11 protein-coding genes are annotated in these 19,140 nt (G+C 42.4%); 3 read left to right on the forward strand and 8 right to left on the reverse strand.

Annotation, left to right across the window (positions count from 1 at the left end):
- Positions 1-112: 112 nt before the first annotated feature.
- Complete coding sequence (locus JMX75_RS04575; protein WP_201531232.1) at positions 113-3,103, reverse strand: LPS-assembly protein LptD; 2,991 nt, start codon at positions 3,101-3,103, stop codon at positions 113-115.
- A 326-nt stretch (positions 3,104-3,429) separates the two neighbouring features.
- Here JMX75_RS04575 and JMX75_RS04580 point away from each other — a divergent pair, with 326 nt between their 5' ends.
- Positions 3,430-4,545, forward strand: a complete 1,116-nt coding sequence (locus JMX75_RS04580) for an aminoglycoside phosphotransferase family protein (RefSeq protein ID WP_227673019.1) — start codon at positions 3,430-3,432, stop codon at positions 4,543-4,545.
- Positions 4,546-4,629: 84 nt separating this feature from the next.
- A complete protein-coding gene (murU, locus tag JMX75_RS04585; protein ID WP_201531234.1) occupies positions 4,630-5,358 on the forward strand; it encodes an N-acetylmuramate alpha-1-phosphate uridylyltransferase MurU in 729 nt (242 codons plus the stop codon).
- 95 nt (positions 5,359-5,453) lie between these two features.
- Here murU and JMX75_RS13105 read toward each other — a convergent pair whose 3' ends face one another.
- From JMX75_RS13105 to JMX75_RS04615, 7 genes are all read right to left on the reverse strand, one after another.
- Positions 5,454-5,570 carry a hypothetical protein gene (locus JMX75_RS13105; RefSeq protein WP_020443792.1) on the reverse strand — a complete coding sequence of 39 codons (117 nt, stop codon included), beginning with the start codon at positions 5,568-5,570 and terminating at the stop codon, positions 5,454-5,456.
- 61 nt (positions 5,571-5,631) lie between these two features.
- Positions 5,632-6,648 (reverse strand): cytochrome d ubiquinol oxidase subunit II, encoded by a 1,017-nt coding sequence (cydB, locus tag JMX75_RS04590; protein ID WP_011514020.1) that lies wholly within the window; start codon positions 6,646-6,648, stop codon positions 5,632-5,634.
- Complete coding sequence (locus JMX75_RS04595; RefSeq protein WP_149409593.1) at positions 6,648-8,141, reverse strand: cytochrome ubiquinol oxidase subunit I; 1,494 nt, start codon at positions 8,139-8,141, stop codon at positions 6,648-6,650. Before JMX75_RS04595 ends, cydB begins: the two co-directional genes overlap by 1 nt.
- A 502-nt stretch (positions 8,142-8,643) precedes the next feature.
- Positions 8,644-11,253 carry an esterase/lipase family protein gene (locus tag JMX75_RS04600; protein ID WP_201531235.1) on the reverse strand — a complete coding sequence of 870 codons (2,610 nt, stop codon included), beginning with the start codon at positions 11,251-11,253 and terminating at the stop codon, positions 8,644-8,646.
- Between the two features lie 393 nt (positions 11,254-11,646).
- Positions 11,647-12,795 carry a tetratricopeptide repeat protein gene (locus JMX75_RS04605; RefSeq protein ID WP_201531236.1) on the reverse strand — a complete coding sequence of 383 codons (1,149 nt, stop codon included), beginning with the start codon at positions 12,793-12,795 and terminating at the stop codon, positions 11,647-11,649.
- A 235-nt stretch (positions 12,796-13,030) separates the two neighbouring features.
- Positions 13,031-13,669, reverse strand: a complete 639-nt coding sequence (coq7, locus tag JMX75_RS04610) for a 2-polyprenyl-3-methyl-6-methoxy-1,4-benzoquinone monooxygenase (RefSeq protein ID WP_227673142.1) — start codon at positions 13,667-13,669, stop codon at positions 13,031-13,033.
- A 204-nt stretch (positions 13,670-13,873) separates the two neighbouring features.
- Complete coding sequence (locus JMX75_RS04615) at positions 13,874-15,214, reverse strand: MFS transporter (RefSeq protein WP_201531238.1); 1,341 nt, start codon at positions 15,212-15,214, stop codon at positions 13,874-13,876.
- 487 nt (positions 15,215-15,701) lie between these two features.
- Between JMX75_RS04615 and JMX75_RS04620 the strand changes: the two genes are divergently transcribed.
- Positions 15,702-19,073 (forward strand): autotransporter assembly complex protein TamA, encoded by a 3,372-nt coding sequence (locus tag JMX75_RS04620; protein ID WP_201531239.1) that lies wholly within the window; start codon positions 15,702-15,704, stop codon positions 19,071-19,073.
- Positions 19,074-19,140 lie beyond the last annotated feature (67 nt).

Consider the following 19,140-nt stretch of genomic DNA (forward strand, 5'->3'; position numbering starts at 1 on the left):
CATCAAATAATGTTAATACTAAAATAGTGGCTAGGGTTGTTTATAATAGAATGCAAACCAGTTTATACCATACATACTAGGCTATAAATTAGGCTTGTCTCTTATCATGTTATTAGTCTTTCCATGCATTTTGAACAGGTTCAAAACCTAATACTTTATCAGCAAGTAAGCGTGTCAAACGGCTACTACCACTGCCAAGACCACTTAATCTTACTTCTGCCATAATCGCTTGTGTGGGTTTTTCAGCAATATTCAAGTCATTATAGTAACGACGACCATAAACCGCAAAGCCAAAACAGCAATCTTCATAATCGATCCCAATCAATGAATCGAGCATTTGGTTGCGATTATAGTCGTATTGACCTTGAGCCAGTACACGCCAGTTATTATTGATTGGGAAAACTGCTGACGCTGTCAATGCAGACAGTGGTAACTGGTTGGTATTTTCATCACGTTGACGTTTGATAAAACCTACATTAAACAAGCTATTATCAGATGGCTGGTAACGTAACTCAGTAGTAATGTAATTTAAATCGTAGCTATTGGTCAGCGCGCCACTCACATCGACCCAGACATTATTATACGGCTGTGTGCTAGTATCCCAAACTAACCCTGAAGAGGATGAGGTAAAGACAGGTTTTGTATTATCAAGCGTAACGCGTCCATCATCGAGATAAAATTGTTCACCAATGCTACCATCAAAACGTGTCACGCCCGTTGCATCGATGTAACGATAGTTAATACCTGGGGTAAAAGCATGTAAATCTTGTAAGCGATCATGCCCTAAAAACCAGCTGTCTGAGAATAACTGCTCATAGTTAATAGAGGCAATACGAGTATTAAAGTTAGGAATATCGTTTTGGTCTTTATAAGGCGAGTAAGTATATTTCAGGCGCGGGCTAAGTAAACGATAACCACCTAACGTGTCATCAAATGCGCCAAACGGTGAGCCGGCTTGATAAAAATGTAAACCTGCATCAATACTGGCTTGCGGGACAAACACTGACTGGCTGCCATCATCTTTATCCAATGAATTGTCAACTAAGCTGTCTTCATCATAAGTGGTAAACAGATGTTGTAAGCTTAGCTTTGGCTTGATATAACCCCATGAGTTCTCCATAGGATAAGATGCACTGAGTTTATTATAAAAACGTGTGCCACTTTTTTCATTCTCAGAACCATCATCGATGGATTTTTTAAAATAAGCGGAGTCACTGACGCCAGTGATATCAAAATGCTTTGCCCAAGGTAGACGGTAATCAAGTTTGAGCTGCGGTAGGCGCGAGTAAGGCTTGTCTTTATCTTGCAACATCTGCCCACTGTTATTCAACGCATCAAGTGTTTGGAAGGTTTCTACTTTTAGCTCGCCGTCGACATAGTCATTATAATAATTCAGTTGCGCTCGGCGCGGCAAGTTTAAGGTGTTATCTGATAAACCTAGCGTATCAAAATCATTAAGGTAGTCGGCATCAGATACGTAGCTGTATTTGGCCTCACCGCTTAGGCGTGGGATGCTGGTAGATGACCAATAATGATCATAGAACAAACTGCGGCGGTCTTCTCCATCGTATTCTTTGTCATTAGGCAAGTAGGAACCATTAAAGATACCCTCGCCATAATTTTCTGTTAAATAACGAAACTCTCCAGATAGCATAGGATTACGAGTGGTATAAATATGCGTGCTTAGCGTAGCATCATAGTTGGGAGCTAGGTTGAAATAGTAAGGCACATCAATTTCAAGTCCGTTTTCGCTACTGATACTTGCATTAGGCAATAAAAACCCACTACCGCGTCGACTGTCTATTGGAAAGTTAAAATAGGGCAGATAAAATACGGGCACATCAGCAATACGGAAGGTGGTATTGTAAGCTTCACCGCGTCCTGTCTCAGTGTCTAAATCTATGCTTTTGGCATCAAATTGCCACTTACGATTGGTCGGAGGGCAGGTGCTATACATGACCTCGTCCAATTCATATTGGCTCTCATTCGGTCGGTTTAAGCGCTTGGCATAACCATGTGCTTGTAGCTCAACACTGGCAAAAGCGACATTCGTAGCAGTAGATTGCCCTGTTTCAGTATTATAGTTCAAATCGTCAGCGACACCGATGAGACCACCTTGCGCCGCTTTATCAGTGAGGCTAGTTTTACCGTTTTGTTGAGTTCGGTCTTGTGCTCCAGTCGCAGAAGCATTGCCGGTGGCTTGATCCGTAAACATTACGTTACCTTGCGCCGCTGCCACCCCGTTACTTAAGTCCAGTACGATTTTTTCGGCCTCAATATGCTGAGTCCCTTGGTCAATGATGACATTACCTGATAGCTCAGCATAATCGACATTATCGTAGTAGCCATAATCTGATTCTGCAAATAGCGGCGCTTGATTATTGGGCAGACCGTTTAAATTTGGTGCTGGTTGACCATTACTGGCGCCTGCTTCATTAATAGCCCGTTGATAATTTAGATTTTTCTTAGGATAGACCCATTGTCCCTCACAGCGCGCCGCACTATCGACAGTGTTTGGCAGCAAGCGCAGATTGCTACCTACGGTTGGGATATTAGTCGTTACAGGCGTCAAACTGTTTTGAATATTATTTTGTTCGTCATTTACGCTAGTGCCTGCATTGTTTGATGTTGCAACATTCGTATCTGGCGTCAGCTCATAAAATTCTGCTAAACGTTTAAGGCTTTCTTGAATACTCTCATCATTGGTATCAATTCGACGATTACCAGCTTTTGCTGCGTTGCTTGTATTTACTGGGGCAACGCGTCTATCTTGGCTCGTCTTGGTACGATCGTTAATCGCAGTGATATTATTGTTATTTACAGCCGCGTCATTACCTAGAGTAGCATCACTACTCAAACTGGCTTTTTTATAGGCTGCTGCCTGCTGACTGTCGCTTTGATAGCTGATGTCTTGATTGATTTCATTATTAAAACCAGCATCAGTTGCTACGTCATCGGCATACTGGTTTGAGCTATCAGTCACCAATGGCTCAGGCATCATCGAGTCAGTCTGATTGATAGCGGCACTAACGGTCAAGCTCGATAAGCCTAGCGCGCCAAATAAAATCAAACGGATGCTTTGGTAAAGCGGAGAATATAACAAGGGCACACCTATGATTTGTAGAGCCTATTGAATTGCAATATATCGTCTATCAAGTCTGTTTTAGACAGCTACAGCGCTTTATAAACGAATAATAAATAATATAATCTTAAAAGTTGGGACGTTTTACATATAATGACGACTAATCATAGTCAAAAAAAACCAAATCAGCTACACTATTTATCAAATTATCAAAGTTTATTAGATAGCCATGCTATTTTTAAGACAACAGCGACTGTGCAATAAGCGCTCACTATTTTAGCAAGTATTTGTCCTACTTATCACTCATTTAGTCATTTACGACTTATATTTAACCTGCGATGCTTTTTATGACCGATAAAACACTATTAAATCTTACGATACCTGCCATTAATACGCGCCAAGAGTCATTAGAGTGCTGGTTGCAACAAGTGTTCGAGAATCAAACCTTTACTCTTGAAAGCTTGCCAGGTGATGCCAGTGCTCGCCGTTATCACCGTATTCAGCTAGTAACTATTGATACAGATGATACGACAAAAATAGCGCGTTATATTGTCATGGATTCGGCTGATGAGCAAGACGCGATGCAGCAGTTTATTAATGTGGCAGCACTCATGTCGCAAGCCATCAATGTGCCGACGCTGATCGCGCAAGATGTGACAAAAGGCTTTTTGGTCTTGCAAGATTTTGGCGCGGTAGAGTTCGCTCATTTATTGGTTGGTGCTACGCCTGCGCAAGTAAATGACTACTATCAATCAGCGATGCAGACACTAGTTGCGTTGCAACAGATACCGGTAGAGACAGCAAAATCTCAGCATCAATTGCCTGATTATGATGCCGCAATGCTAACCCGTGAAATGGACTTATTTAGCGACTGGTTTATTCCACATATCGGCGTGACACTTGATACGTCATTATGGGAAAACCTAAAATCAGCCTTGATAGAAGAGATTCTATTACAACCGCAAGTCATCGTCCATCGTGATTATCATAGCCGCAATTTGATGCAGGATCAGGCAGATAACACGCGATTAGGGGTGATTGACTTCCAAGATGCGGTGATTGGCGCGCATAGCTATGACTTGGTATCATTGCTACGTGATGCCTATGTCGAATGGTCGGAAGCGCAAGTAACGCAGTGGATTCATGACTTTTGGCAATTGCAAAAACAAGCAGGACTGGCAACAGCAGACAGTGCTGAGCAACTTGAAAGTCAGGTCAATATCATGGGCGTACAGCGGCACCTAAAAGTGCTAGGTATTTTTATCCGGCTTTATGAGCGCGATGGTAAAAGTCGTTATTTAGCGGATATTCCTAAAGTCATGCGTGATTTTCTTTTTGAATTAGAATGGCTAAGTACAAAAGGCAGTGCGCGTCTGCAACAAGTCGTTTTGCCATTTAATCAATGGATAATGGATACAGTATTGCCTGCTTATCAAACCAAATTTGTGCAGCAATATATTTAACGCTCATATATTTAATGCCAATGTATTCAAAGCTATTGATCATCAGCCGCCTCGTATAAATTTCGCCAAGAATAAGGATTATCTATGTCGGTAATAACGCAAGCCATGATTTTGGCAGCCGGTAAGGGTACGCGCCTGCGTCCATTAACTTTAGAGACACCAAAGCCGTTAGTGGAAGTAGGTGGGCAGCCACTTATTATTTGGCATATTAAAGCGCTACAAGCCGCTGGTATTACTGATATTACGATTAATGCCTCTTGGCTGGCTGATAAGTTGATGGATACGCTTGGCGATGGCACGCAGTTTGGCGTACAGTTGCATTGGTCACTTGAAGCTGACGCGCCATTAGAGACAGCAGGTGGTATTTTTAAAGCGCTACAAACTGGAAAGTTAAAAAATGAACCATTTATTTTAGTCAACTCTGACGTATGGACGACGTTTGATTTTAGTCAGTTGGTCACGTATGAGCTAAGCGCAGACCAGCGCGCCCATTTATTGTTGATTGATAATCCTGAACATAATGAGGGTGGCGACTTTGCTATTAATAATGGTTTGGCAAGCGAGCAGGCCATTGGTGACGCCGATAAATATACTTTTGCTGGCATCAGTGTGGTGTCGCCACGATTGGTTGATGGCTTGGTATCAGGTCAATCTGCCGCCCTTGGACCCTTACTTAGACAAGCAATGATAAAATTCCAAGTAACGGCTGAGATCATGCCTGATAATTGGATAGATGTTGGTACGCCTGAGCGCCTAGAGCAGGTAAATACCTTTATAGAAAATAAAGGTGTAAGCGAACATTGCGGTGCTTAATCTATAATATCTAGTAGTAATAGGCCATAAAAAACCGCAGTGCTAATTATTGATTAGCACTGCGGTTTTTTATGAATAACTAATGGGATAAATGTTTATACGCCCATTGCCAATTTAATCAGCTGGGCAATGGTAAAAATCGTCAGAAAACCTGCGATATATAAACCAATAAACCATGCCCACTGAGATTGTTTTTTACTAAGATTTTTCATGATATTCTCCTCAACAGTTTTCTCCTGAAAACTTAGAATATAGAATACTGCTTAATAGCTATTAATACATGTGCTCGTGACCGGTTTTACCTTTAAACGTATAGTAGGCAAAGGCGGTATAGCTCAAAATAATAGGCAGCATAATGCCAGCACCAATAAGCATAAATGATAATGAAGTATCTGCTGCTGCTGCCTCATAAATGGTCATTTGATACGGCACGATGTAAGGAAAAATCGCAAAACAAACACCGATATAACCCATCAAAAATAGCACGACGGTCAATAAGAACGGACGATATTCACGCTCTGAGGTCAAGTCTTTACGCATAAAGAAAAATAACGCCAAGACGATAATCGGCATCGGTGCAAGGTACAATAACCCTGGGAAACTAAACCAACCTTCAAGCGCATCAATGTCTGAGAAATACATAAAGGCAGTCACGACAATCATTGCGACTACCAATGCTGATAGCATCCAACCAGAAACTTTACGCGCCCAAACTTGCAGCTTATGCTCAGTCTTAATAATCAACCACGTCGAGCCAAGCAGCGCGTAACCGATAATCAGAGCGATACCGCAGACCACAGAGAATGGCGTGAGCCAATCAAAAGGGCCGCCGGTATATAAACGATTACTTGCCTCTAATCCTTGTACCAACGCGCCAAGCATAATCCCTTGGAAGAAGGTAGCAACCACAGAGCCGATAAAGAAAAAAGTATCCCATACATAGCGATGTGAGGTTGCTTTAAAACGGAACTCAAATGCCACACCGCGCATAATCAAACCGAACAGCATAAAGGTGACCGGCAGATAAAGCCCTGTCATAATAATGCCATAGGCGACTGGGAAGGCGGCAAATAAGCCACCACCGCCCAATACTAACCATGTCTCATTACCATCCCAAAAAGGGGCGATAGAGTTCATCATGCGGCTACGATTTTTGTCCGAGCCTGCAAACGGGAATAAAATACCGCAGCCCAAATCAAATCCATCAAGTAACACGTAAACGAAGACAGCTAAAGCAATTAAGCCACCCCAGATGAGGGGTAAATCTAATACGTCACCAAAGTTAAACATTAGCGTAATCCTCCATCTTCGACGTCATCAGCAGGCTGATCCAAATCTTCTACTTTCTCACTGGCATTACTATCGCCGCTTAACGTGCGACCTTGACCTTCAGTGATAGAGTGCTCATAGAAGTTATCATCAGCAGGGTCTTCATACGGCTGTGGACCCTTTGCGATCAAGCGTAAGATATAAAAGCTGCCTGCGCCGAACACAAAGACATATAGTACGATAAAGCCAATCAGCGTCGTTGCCACTTGTTGTGCCGCAACCGGAGACATGCTTTCTGCCGTGCGAATGACGCCGTAAACTGTCCACGGCTGACGACCGGTTTCAGTGACGAACCAACCAGCAAGTAGGGCGATAAAACCCATCGGGGTCATCATCATCCATAAGCGGTGGAACCAGATACTGTCAGAATTAAATTGTTGTTTTTTGAAGTATTTATATAGACTAAATAGTCCCACCAATACCATCAGCATACCAATGGCAACCATAATACGGAAAGCCCAAAAGACAATGGGAACGAATGGTCGATCTTCTGGTGCCCAGTTTTTAAGGCCCTTCACTTCTTTATCAAATGAGTGAGTTAAAATTAAACCGGACACATAAGGTATTTTAACTTCATAGTGATTTTTTTCTGCTTTTTGATCCGGAATGCCGAATAATACCAGCGGTGCACCGCGCTCATTTTCCCAAAGCCCTTCCATCGCTGCGACTTTGACAGGTTGATGCTCTAATGTATTAAGCCCATGCATATCGCCGATAAGTACTTGTGCTGGGGCAACAAAAATCGCCATCACCATCGCCATACCGAGCATGACACGACCATGTTTGCGATGTTCGACATGTTTTTTGGATTGTAGATAATATGCACCGATGCCGCCGATAACAAAGGCCGTCGTCAAGAAAGCTGCGGTCATCATATGGGCATAGCGATAGGGGAAGGAGGGGTTAAAAATGATTTCTAACCAGTTGGTGGGATATAGTAGACCATCTGCGCCAACTATAAAGCCTTGTGGCGTCTGCATAAAGCTGTTAGCAGCCAAAATCCAGAACCCTGATATCAGCGTACCGATAGCGACAATTGCCGTTGAGGCAAGGTGCATACGTTTACTGACACGACCCCAGCCAAAGAGCATAATCCCTAAGAATGATGCTTCTAAGAAAAAGGCGGTCAATACTTCATAAGCAAGCAAGGGACCCAGCACGTTACCCGCTTTATCGGAAAAAACTGCCCAGTTGGTGCCGAATTGGTAGGACATTACCACGCCTGACACGACACCCATGCCGAATACCACGGCAAATATTTTTACCCAGTGTTTGTAGACTTCGGCATAGATAGGCTCACCAGTTTTTAACCAGCGAAACTCTAAAACGGTCAAGAAGCTGGCAAGTCCGATTGAAAAAGCTGGAAAAACAATGTGCCATGAAATAACAAAAGCGAACTGGATACGCGCAAGCATCAGCGCATCAAGCTGGTCAATCATAAATGTAGCGAACATAAGCGGTTACCCTTATATTGTAGCTGAATAGCGCTTGCTTCCATGTTACGCTGAAATCATTGTTCGTAGCTGTCCGTCGATACGGATGTCAGTAGGATAAGAAGTGTTACGAACAATAGTCAATGTAAACTGGCTATCGTTGTCATTTAGACAACACCTTATCTATGATAATTTAAGCACTACTATTTAGTTAAAGTAAATAATTTATGTCCTTATAAACTATAAGATATGTCTCTTATGGCATTATTAAAATATTTTCTATTTCAGCATTATGCGCCTGAGTCTGCTTACGCGCAAGTTGCTATCCAGCCATATCACGCACCTATTGGTCATAAATGATTAACAATGTAATATAGTGTTTTTCAAGCTATGGCTATTGTTTAAGTAAGGTTATCAATAGATACAGAACAGTAATATAAAACAATACCTTTTAATAATATTTTTTGGCTATCTATTGTAAAAAATCTACTGTGAAAATAACCAACCTGTCATTCAATTTGAGCTATTGCTGTAATTGTTTATGCAATATACGTCGCAAAGTCAGAATGGTTTGTGGATTTTCTTGGATACTATGACCGCCATTGATCACAGTCTCAGACGCTGCACCATCAAGATGCGCACTGGTATAGGGTACGATACCATCTGACAGACGCTCAGTTAATGCTTGGCTAATCTCTTCATTGACGATAACAGCAGCAACCAGTGCTTCAGGTGGCAAGGTATCTGTCTTAGCAGTCACATCTTTTGCAGTCTCTCCATCAACTACAGCAGCTGAAACGTTTAAATTATCTGAGTTTTCTACATTGCTGGTACTACTGGTATCGACAGTCTCAATTACGCTATCGTCATCTTCTATGACTGCTTGTGACAAATCAAGTTTGACGCCTTCCGGTTGCATTGCAGCCAGACCTCTTGTGATATCAGAATCGTTATTGGCAATAATCGAATGATAAGTAACACGTTTGTTGATGCTAATGTCTTTGGTTAATTGAATAAAGGAGGATTTGTCACTCAATTGACTGGCACCATTTTGCAGGTATAACGCCCCTAAAGGGTTATTCGCCAAGTCGCCTTTTATAGCAATGGTTGCCAAATTGTCCGTAACGGTTTTTACTAAGCCCACCGGCAAATAAATAATGCGGCGTAACGCACGGGTAAACCAGCGATCGGCATAGTCAGTACCTTGGAATGGTGAAGATAAAAAGACTGCCGTATCAACTTGCGGTAGCGCCTTTAATTCAAAACGGTTGCGTAGCTCTTTATTGGTAAGTGCTTGCTTGAGCATGGCGTCAACCTGACGCTGGCTGCTGTTGGCTAATAAACTGTTATCGTCTAATGCATCCAGATTATTCGCCAAATTATCATCAGATAACATCATGCGAGCAATGATGCCGCCCATGCTATGGCTAATAATGACGCTGTTCTTACTGGCAAGATTTTCCCCTGCAGGGTCTGTTTGCTGATAAGTGGCAGTGATTAATTTTTGGATTTGATAGCGATTTTCTAAAATAGGCAGATTGGTCGGATAAAAGATTTGCCATACCTGATAGTTATTACGTAATTTATCATCATTAAAAATATCGTTGGTCAAATTGACCCACGTTGCCGGACTTGATGCAAGACCATGCAGCATGATAATCACACGTTTATTAGGGTCGTAGGGCTCAAGCATAAAAAGTTTGGGTAAACTGGCTTCTTTTTGACGGGTAATAAGGTTTAGATAGCCGACACCATCGAGCTGATTTTCTGCTAACCAGAGTCCATAACCGGCAGAGAAGTTGGCGGCCAGTGGATAGTCATCGCCTAAGATAGAGGCGCTCTCGCTGCGGTAAGGGTTATATAAATGGATATCTAGCTGCTCACTACTTAGGGTGTCGAGTACGCTAGTGCCCGTAGGTTTAATCAGTCCTGTCATCAATAGATGCCCAGTAGGATAAATGCGTGAGCTGGCATCTTCTTCTTGAGCAATTTTTGCAGCGTTGCTTGCGCTATTGTTGCCAAGTCTGCCATTAGCAGCTTCTTGACCGATTTGACCTGAGAGCGAAGAGAGTAATAATTGACGAATAGTAGTGGTATAGCGATCGTCCAATGACGCTACCAAACTGATACCTAAACCCGGTCGCTTGCTAATGGAGTTTAGCCCCGACAAGCGCAGCTCATAAGTAGATACTAAGTCTGCTAGCGCAGAATTTTTCTCATTGGCATTTTTAAGATAGTTGTTTTCATTTGGCAAATAGACGTTTAGATGATAGTTGTCTACTTGCACCTTCATTACTTTGACTTGATCGGTCGGCTGTCCTTTGACGGGTGAACTATTGGCAATGGCTGCATTGACGGCAAGCTCACTACTATCATGCCTGCTGGTATTAGTGGTCGTGGCAAGATGCTCTACTTTTACATTGCGCATCAATTGGTTCATGTCGCCTGTTGATTGATAAAGCTGAGTAATAACATCGTTGCTCGCGGCATTATAGATATCTTGAGTTTGGATATCGATATCGCTTGGGATACGATTTTTTGCCCGCCCGCCACTTACTTTTTCATCGGCTCCTTCAAAATCATGCTCTAAGCTGTCATAGAATAAGTAGGTATAGCTGGATTTGATGGCATCAAAGAGACGCTCTTGATAGTCGATTAAACATATCTCGGTTTTGCTCTGCTGCGCTTTAGCTTCAGCATCATCCAAAGGTGCATTGGCATAATAGGGATCAAGTGGCGGACGGGCAAGCGCATTGCTACAGCTCTTTGAGGTAGCGAGTTGGCGCGCTTTTGCATAGTGTAACTCTGAAAAGGCGGCCAGTGCTGGGCGATAGTGCCTATTAAGCATGCTATCAGCAAGCTGTGTTAAGCAAAGCTCAAACTGCTGCATACAGGCTTGCTCATTGAGCCCTGCTGACAATAATAATGATGCGGTATCACTACTGAGCTTGTTATCAGTGACAATATTACCTCGCTGCGCCGAAATCGTCTTGGCAGAGGCCTGTCTATTGACAGAGACAGTGCTACAGGCAGGTAATATTGCCATAGCTGATAGCAGTGCCAATACAGCTAAAGGCATCTTATTTTTATGAATAGCTGTCGGCGCATTATTGACAGGGTCAGCGAAAATCATAGGTAATTCCAGTGAATAATGGACAGGCATGTATTATAAAATAGCAATTATATTAGGATGAGTGTAGCGGAAGTTTGGTGCTTCGACTATCGTATTTATCGTCTTATATTCAAATTTTGCTAAATTTACTGGATACGACGCTGGAGAAAATAGCACTACTGAAAAGATAGAATAATAAAGAAAGACAGCGCTTCAAATAAAAGTAAATGTAAGAGCGGGATGAAATTTTATTTGACATTTATAATGTGCGTTTATATTGGGTGCAAAAAAGCGCCTTAGTTCTATATTGTTAATTTCTCAATATAAAAAAAGGCGCTAGATTTTTAATTTTTAACTATGTTTATCTAATATTGATGACGTATTTGTCATACATCATCTTTATAAGGTTTTGATTTACATATTTGGTTTAATATTTGATGCTGGTATATCCCAAATATAAAACTTACCATCTTCGATTAGCTTGATTTGCTGACGGATAACCGTATTGTCTGGGACTTTCTGCTCTAAACGACGCAAACGCTCTAGCGCTTTTTCACGGCGATCACTCAAAACATCCGATTGTGCCAAGCTTTGCTCTGCTTCGGTATAACCTAAGCTAACCGCTTGATCAAGATACTTTTGACCTTCTTTAAAACCACCGCCTTCTGAGAGCATCATGCCATATATAAAGTTGGCTTCGCCGCTATCCGGTTTGATTTTGATGGCACGATCAATATATTGCCCACCACGTACCGTATATTCTGACCCTAAGTCTAAGTTACGTCCCATACCATTTAGCTTAGCAGCACGCAGTAACACATCGTAAGAAGCCTTAGGCGATTTGGCATAAGGCTCAATCCAGTCAGTTAGTACTTTGATTTTTTCACGAGCATAATGACGCTGGGTGCGGTTAGGGAAGTTTGGTGGATAATGGCGTGCATATGGTGATGTGTCTTTAATAAAATCATCGAGTAGACTGACATCCAATTTGTCTGTACCAAGACCGGTTTGCTGCGCTATCAAGATGGTAGGTACAAAGCTGATGTCTGAAAGTTGCACTTGCGGCGTTGGAATGTTTGACAGCTGACCACCACGTAAATCGATACCCGTTGCAACCATCGGTCCACGCTCATAAACCCGTGTCGTCCCTGTAAGCTCAGTATTCTGATTGGTTTGGATGACTTGATTTTGAATAGTATTTTGAGGCGCACGAGTGGGCTGTGTATTGTTTATTTGAGTATTAGTAACTTGGGCACTGCTTTGTTGATTAGCGTTGATATTTGCTTGAGCACTCACTTGTGCTGCAGTACTTGTTGCTACTTCTGGTTGAGCAGTGATTGCTGCCTGAGTAGCACTGACAGCTACATTAGGTCTAGCAAGACGAATCACTCGTTTGCTTGAGTCAATCGCGCTCGGTACAGAAGTAGTTGCAGTCGCTGAAGCATCAACTTCGGCAGCATTCACAGGCGCAGATAGCATCATGGCACAAGCTGCGGCCAATGCGGTTAAAGTCGCAAACTCAGGCGATTTTTGAGAGTGGGTCGGTTGACTGATGGCGTTCATAAAGATAGTTACCTTATTTAATCGTTGTTTTGTCTATTTGGTCGTTATTGATAAATCCATTGCTTAATAGCTGCTTGATATCTGCTAGACATTGACGTTGTACTCATATAGCTACGGCAAAATCGTACAATTTTTTATACCCTAGCAAATTAATCTCAATACAAACAGTAGTAGGAGTGTTAAAAGTCATTACTGAGGCATTTTTTGCTGCCCTGTGTTTGTCAAAGTAAATCAATCAAAAATGATAAGCCGTGGCTTTCATGCGGTTTGCCATCCAGCGCATGGTATGACGCATGAGTGGCGACAATGCAGCGCCACCATTGGCAAGTGCCAACTCACGATGGTGTAATTCCTCGCTATCCATTTGTGCCAATATCTCTTTTGAGCGCTGATCTTGCGGTGGTAATTGTCCAATATGATCTTGCAGATGTTCGCTAACTTGTGCTTCTGTTTCAGCGACAAACCCCAAACTAAACTCGTTAGAGATGGCGCCTGCTACTGCGCCGAGACCAAAAGACATGCCATACCATAAAGGTGTAAACACACTTGGATGACTACCAAGCTCGCTTAGACGCGTCTCACACCAGACCAGATGGTCGACTTCTTCTTCAGCAGATTGCTGCATGGCTTGTTTGACATTATTATCTTTTGCCGTAAATGCTTGTCCATGATACAGCCCTTGCGCACATACTTCTCCGGTATGATTGATACGCATCAGCCCTGCAACGTGCCGCGATTCTGTAATACTCAGCTCAGGAATCTCATCACTACTCACAGGCAGAGGGCGAGTACTCGGATTGGAATGCGGTACGACCGCTCGCAATGCCTTGTCTACCCCAAGCAGTAATTGATCGATTTTAGATAAGGAACGCAAAGCCATGATTCACTCCTGATGGCATTATTTATTATGAATAACGTGTTGCTATGAATTTTTAAAGCGTTGCAGCGACTACTACTCAATCTTAGCGCTTACTATAGCAAACAACATCAATGGTCGGCATCATAATAATGAGGCGTTCAGCAATCGATTTATAATAACAGTTGTCATTAATGCTGTTGATTCAAATTATCAAACCCTTTAATCATGTCTGTTTAGCTGATCATCATGAGTTTGTATGATGGCATGTTTAATATGTTTGTTCAGCTTGGTATATAAAAATACCCCAAAGGCAATATTAAGCAAGCCTGTAACAAGGAATAACTGCGGTAGTGACATGCCTAAGCTATTTAATACCACGATAGAAAAAATCGCTGAGCCAACCATAAATATGGCATTGAAAATATTATTGGCACCAACAATACGTGCACGATGGCTTTTGGGTGCGTAAGCCTGCATAGATGCATATAAAGGGACAATATATAAGCCGCCACTAAAGCCCAAAAAGAATAAATCGACGAAGACGCGCCAGCTACCAGAAATAGCGAATAATCCGCTCACTCCGATTAACGTCTCAGTATTCCCATCAATCGACAATCCTGATAGCGAAAAATACAAGTCGATAGCAAAGATACTCAAACCAGCGATACCAAAGGGTAATAAACGTAAGCTGACCTGATTCTTGGTAAGCCTTTTGCATAATAATGAACCGATAGAGACACCGACTGAGAATAAAGTCAGCAGGAAAATTACCACTGATTCATCGCCATGAAGAATGACTTTGCTGAATTCAGGTGTTTGGGTCAAAAAAGTCGCGCCATAAAACCAAAACCAGCTGTTGCCCAAGATAACGAAGAACAAAAACCGTAAGGAATATAAATAACGTACCGTTGAGACACTGGTGGTAAAGATATTCCAATTAATCTTCAAATCAGGCTGCATCGCTGGCATGGTGGGTATAGATCGGGCGGCGAAATAACCTAATATCGCAACGACTATTACGGTTAGACTAATCCAATATAGCGGCTGTGGCACTTGGGTTAAGACGCCAGCGATAATCATACCAAGTAATATCGCTAATGACGTACCCATTTGAAACAGACCATTGGCACCGACCAATTCATTTTCTTGCATCGCTTGTGGCAAGTAGGCATATTTGATAGGCCCAAAAAAGGTAGATTGTGTGCCCATTAAAAACAACGCGACAAATAAGAGTGCATACCACTCAAATACAAAACCCACTGCCGCAATCACCATAATGGACAGCTCAAGCAGCTTGGTTAAGCGGGTCAATTTAGACTTTTCAAACTTGTCAGCGATTTGCCCTGCCAGCGCCGAAAATAGAAAATACGGCAAAATAAATAACATGGCCGCCAAGTTATTTAAAATACTGACCTCAACGCCAAGCTGGCTCGCCGCCGTGTAGGTCAAGACTAATATCAGCGCTTGCTTAAAAATATTGTCATTAAACGCTCCCAAAAATTGGGTAAAAAACATGGCGCTAAAACGGCGACGCTTAAATAACTGAAACTGATTGGCCATGGAAATTCCTGCAAATGGGTCAAGACAAGTAAAAGTGAAGCAAGACGGAGAAGATAGTCATTAATACTAGGGTAATTATCAACGCTATCAAAAACTTAACTAAATATGGCATAGGTTTTATCAATGTTAAGCCGTATAATAGCAAGGCTTTGGCAAAAATACATACGTCCAATGCTATGATTTCATAATTAACTAAGTTATGATTTGTAAATTTTAGCCGACTAAATCCTAATAAAGTGGCCAATAGCAAAGGTTTGCCGATGCTTAAATGGTCTGATGCCGATGCTTAAATGGTCTGATGTAAGTAATTTTTTATATACTAATTACATATTAATGCTTCAATCGTAGGCTAAATCGTCAGACAAAAAGTAAAGCTGCAAGTTAAAAAATTGTTTTAGCTCATTATAATTGTTGTCATCACTGTATTTACCGCTAAGACTTAGCAGTCGTCAGCGTCAGCAACCTTGCACTGCGTGAGGGAATAGGAATGAATATGAAACATCAGCCTTCAACACCAGTGCATAACGTACCTGTTAAGTTGCCTGACCTCTTAGGTTGCCAAAATAGTTCAATCAAATCTAGCGCTGCTATTAGTGCTAACGACACTCCGCGTCTTTATTTTACCCGCACAGCGCTTTTTAGTGCATTGACCACCAGCTTGGTCGGTTTTGGCTGTAGTCTTGCCCCTGCAGCTTTTGCCGCTACTACTGATTCAAATAATAGCGCTATAAGCAGCCAGATAACAGCAAAAAATGCTACAGCAGCGTCACCGAAAACCGCCAAAGCGGCGATTTCTGATGATGACCGTCAGCTGGATATGGCGTTAGATGCGCTGCGCCTAAAAAAAGCGGTCGAGCAAGGTATTATCGAGCAATCGGTATTGGATGACTATAGTAAGCAAACGCTAGGTATTAAGAATCCAAACGCGAAAAATTCAGCTGGCAAGACTAACAGTAATGTTATTCCAGAAAATGCCAATAGCTTTAATAATGATTTCGATGATGCGCAAAATTTTGATACAAATCAAGATCTAGAGCAGCAAGCAGCAGCGATACAGCAGCAGGGCTATCAGATGATGACGCCTGAAGAGATTGATCGTGAGCTTGCGGCGATGGACAGACAAAACGCGCAAGATATCGATAGGATTGGCACTAGTAATATTGGCACTAGTAATAATAGTGGTTTTGATGCACCTGTCGCCACTTTAGACGATCGTACGCCGCCGATTGGGTTGGATGTGGAATTAGACGCGACCAATCTGCCGATACCCAGTAATTTAGATACATTAGGCATCAATGAAAGCATTGCTGAGCGAGCAGAGATCATGGCGCGTCCTATTACGGTTAGCGATGCTGTCAGCAGTGGTAATGCCAGTGAAGTGATGGATAACGATATTTTAGCCAACGTCAATCAATCAAAGAATACAGAAAACTCGATCAATCCTGATGACTATTTGCCAGATTATCAAAACGATACCGAAGCCGTTAGCGAAAGTATCGAGCAAGCCAAAACGCCGAGTCCAATGGCGCGCAACAAAGGCAATATTGTCAAGCGTCTCTATAATCGATTGTTTAATTCAGGCTCACTGGCGCTACCACATGTAGATACTACGATTTACTTACAACAAGTCGCAGCTAACAATAGCAATGCTGTCAATACCAAGCCGATACTAGTCAAAGCTGATGACGATGTGCAGCCTATTAAGAATATTAAGGCGGCGCTTGATGATACCACTGTGCAGTCTGTCGTTGACTTTACAGCAGCTTTACCGCGTTTACGCCAAACCGCATTAGATGCCGCAAAAGCAGTTGGTTACTATGATGTGACTTTGCGTCTAAGCCAGCCTTATACAGACACGATCGACGTCGTCATTGAAAAGCTGGGTGAGCCCGTACGTGTCGATAGCCGGATTGTCGACATTCGCGGTGCAGGCAGTGAGCAAAAAGAATTTGTTGAGCTTGAAAAAGATCTGCCACCAAAAGAAGGCGATATCTTTAACCACCGCGTCTATAAAGACAGTAAATCTGCCCTTGAGTCGCTCAGTAATACTTACGGTTACTTTGATCAATATTGGTTAAATAAATCCGTCGATATTATCTTGCCTGATAACACAGCAGATGTTTCACTGGTTTACAATACTGGCGATCGCTATGAGTTTGATGAAGTGGTATTTTTTACTTATGATAGAGAATCAGGGACACTGACCCGTGATCCTGCAAAACTGCCCGTTGAATTGTCACTGTTAAGGCAGTTATTCGACTTTAAAGAAGGCGATCCTTTTTATCGTCCCGCTGTCACCAAATTTAGTAACGATTTATCGGCGACCCGTTATTTTAATACCATCAACGTTGAGTCGATTTTGCCGCCAGATGAGCGCACACAAAGTGCTACTTTGGCCTTTGATAACTCACCAAATGTAGACAATTTTATTGAAACAATGGATGACGAAGTAAACAATGCTTCTGATGTTAATGCGCGCCAAATAGAAGGTGTTAGTAATGACGGCGAGCTTTATGCCAATAGCGGAGAGAAAGTAAATGCGGCTGACATTGCTGCTATCGAATTTGAAGCCGATGAAGAGACGCTTGAGAAGCTGCAGGCCATTAAGCAAAAAGCAGAACGCTTAAGCCGTCTGCCAAATGATCGGGTATTGGATGAAAAAGACCAAGATTCAAACAGTATTTTAGGTAAAATCAGTGATGCTATCAGTGACATTGCACAAAAGATATTCCCGGATGAGAAAAGTATATTGGCGGATGAGAACTTCGTACCACCAACATTGGCAGGGCGTAAAACACCTCAAGAAGTGTTAGAGAGTAAGAAAGTACCCCTATACGTGTTTGTGGCAGCGAATAAACCGCGTGATGCTCAGGTGGGTATTGGTTATGGTACCGATACTGGTGTCCGCGCAACCGCGAAAATAGATTATAATCTGCTCAATCGTAAAGGCTATCAGGCAGGACTTGAGACAGAAGTTTCGAGAATCACTAAAAATGTCGGTGTCTATGCTAGCAGGCCTTGGAAGCACCCTTTGAATGACAAGCTTGAAGCAAGTTTAACTTATGAAGAAGAGGCGATTAATCAAGGTGAAGGCAATTTTGATTTGTCTACCAAAACCCTAAAAGGGTCGCTAGCGCGTAATATCCGCCGTGAAACGGGTTGGAATCGCAGCTACTCTCTGCGCTACCGTTTAGATGAGTTAGAAACGGGTATTGATGATGAAGCGCAGTTAAACGATCTTCCTATTCGCTTTACGTCTTCAGAGCCTAGACAGCAAGCATTATTACTTGGTTATGGCATCAGTAAGACAGATGTAGATAGTGTCACCAATCCCACTAGCGGTATCCGCCAATACTATTCGATTGAAGCGGGTGCTGATAAAGCGCTTAGCGATACCAATCTAGCAATTGCTCGCGCTGGCGTCAGCGGTATTTATAGCTTTGGTGCTGATGACAAGCATCAAGTGCTTGGCAGTATCAATACTGGTTATATTTGGGCAGATGACTTTGATGAGGTGCCTTATAAGCTGCGCTTCTTTGCTGGTGGTGACCAAAGTATCCGTGGTTATGACTATGAAAGCTTATCGCCACTAGATAAAGGCTATCTGACTGGTGGACAAATCCTCGCGGTTGGTAGTGCAGAATATAACTATGAGTTTAAACCCGGCTTTCGCGGTGCTGTTTTTACTGACATTGGTAATGCTTATGACAAAGATTTTGAGACAGATACCAAAGTTGGTGTCGGCGTTGGTATCCGCTGGGCGTCACCTGTTGGCGTGGTGCGCGTCGATGTTGCAGCTGGTGTGACAGAAGAGAGTATTCCAGTGAGATTGCATCTGTTTATTGGCTCTCCTTTATAAAAGTATATAAACAAAACCGTTGTCTTTTTATTATTCTAGCGATTGCTGGTAATCGTTCTTTAACGTA

The organism is Psychrobacter sp. LFX-11D (genome assembly GCF_904846475.1).
Lineage (GTDB): Bacteria > Pseudomonadota > Gammaproteobacteria > Pseudomonadales > Moraxellaceae > Psychrobacter > Psychrobacter cryohalolentis.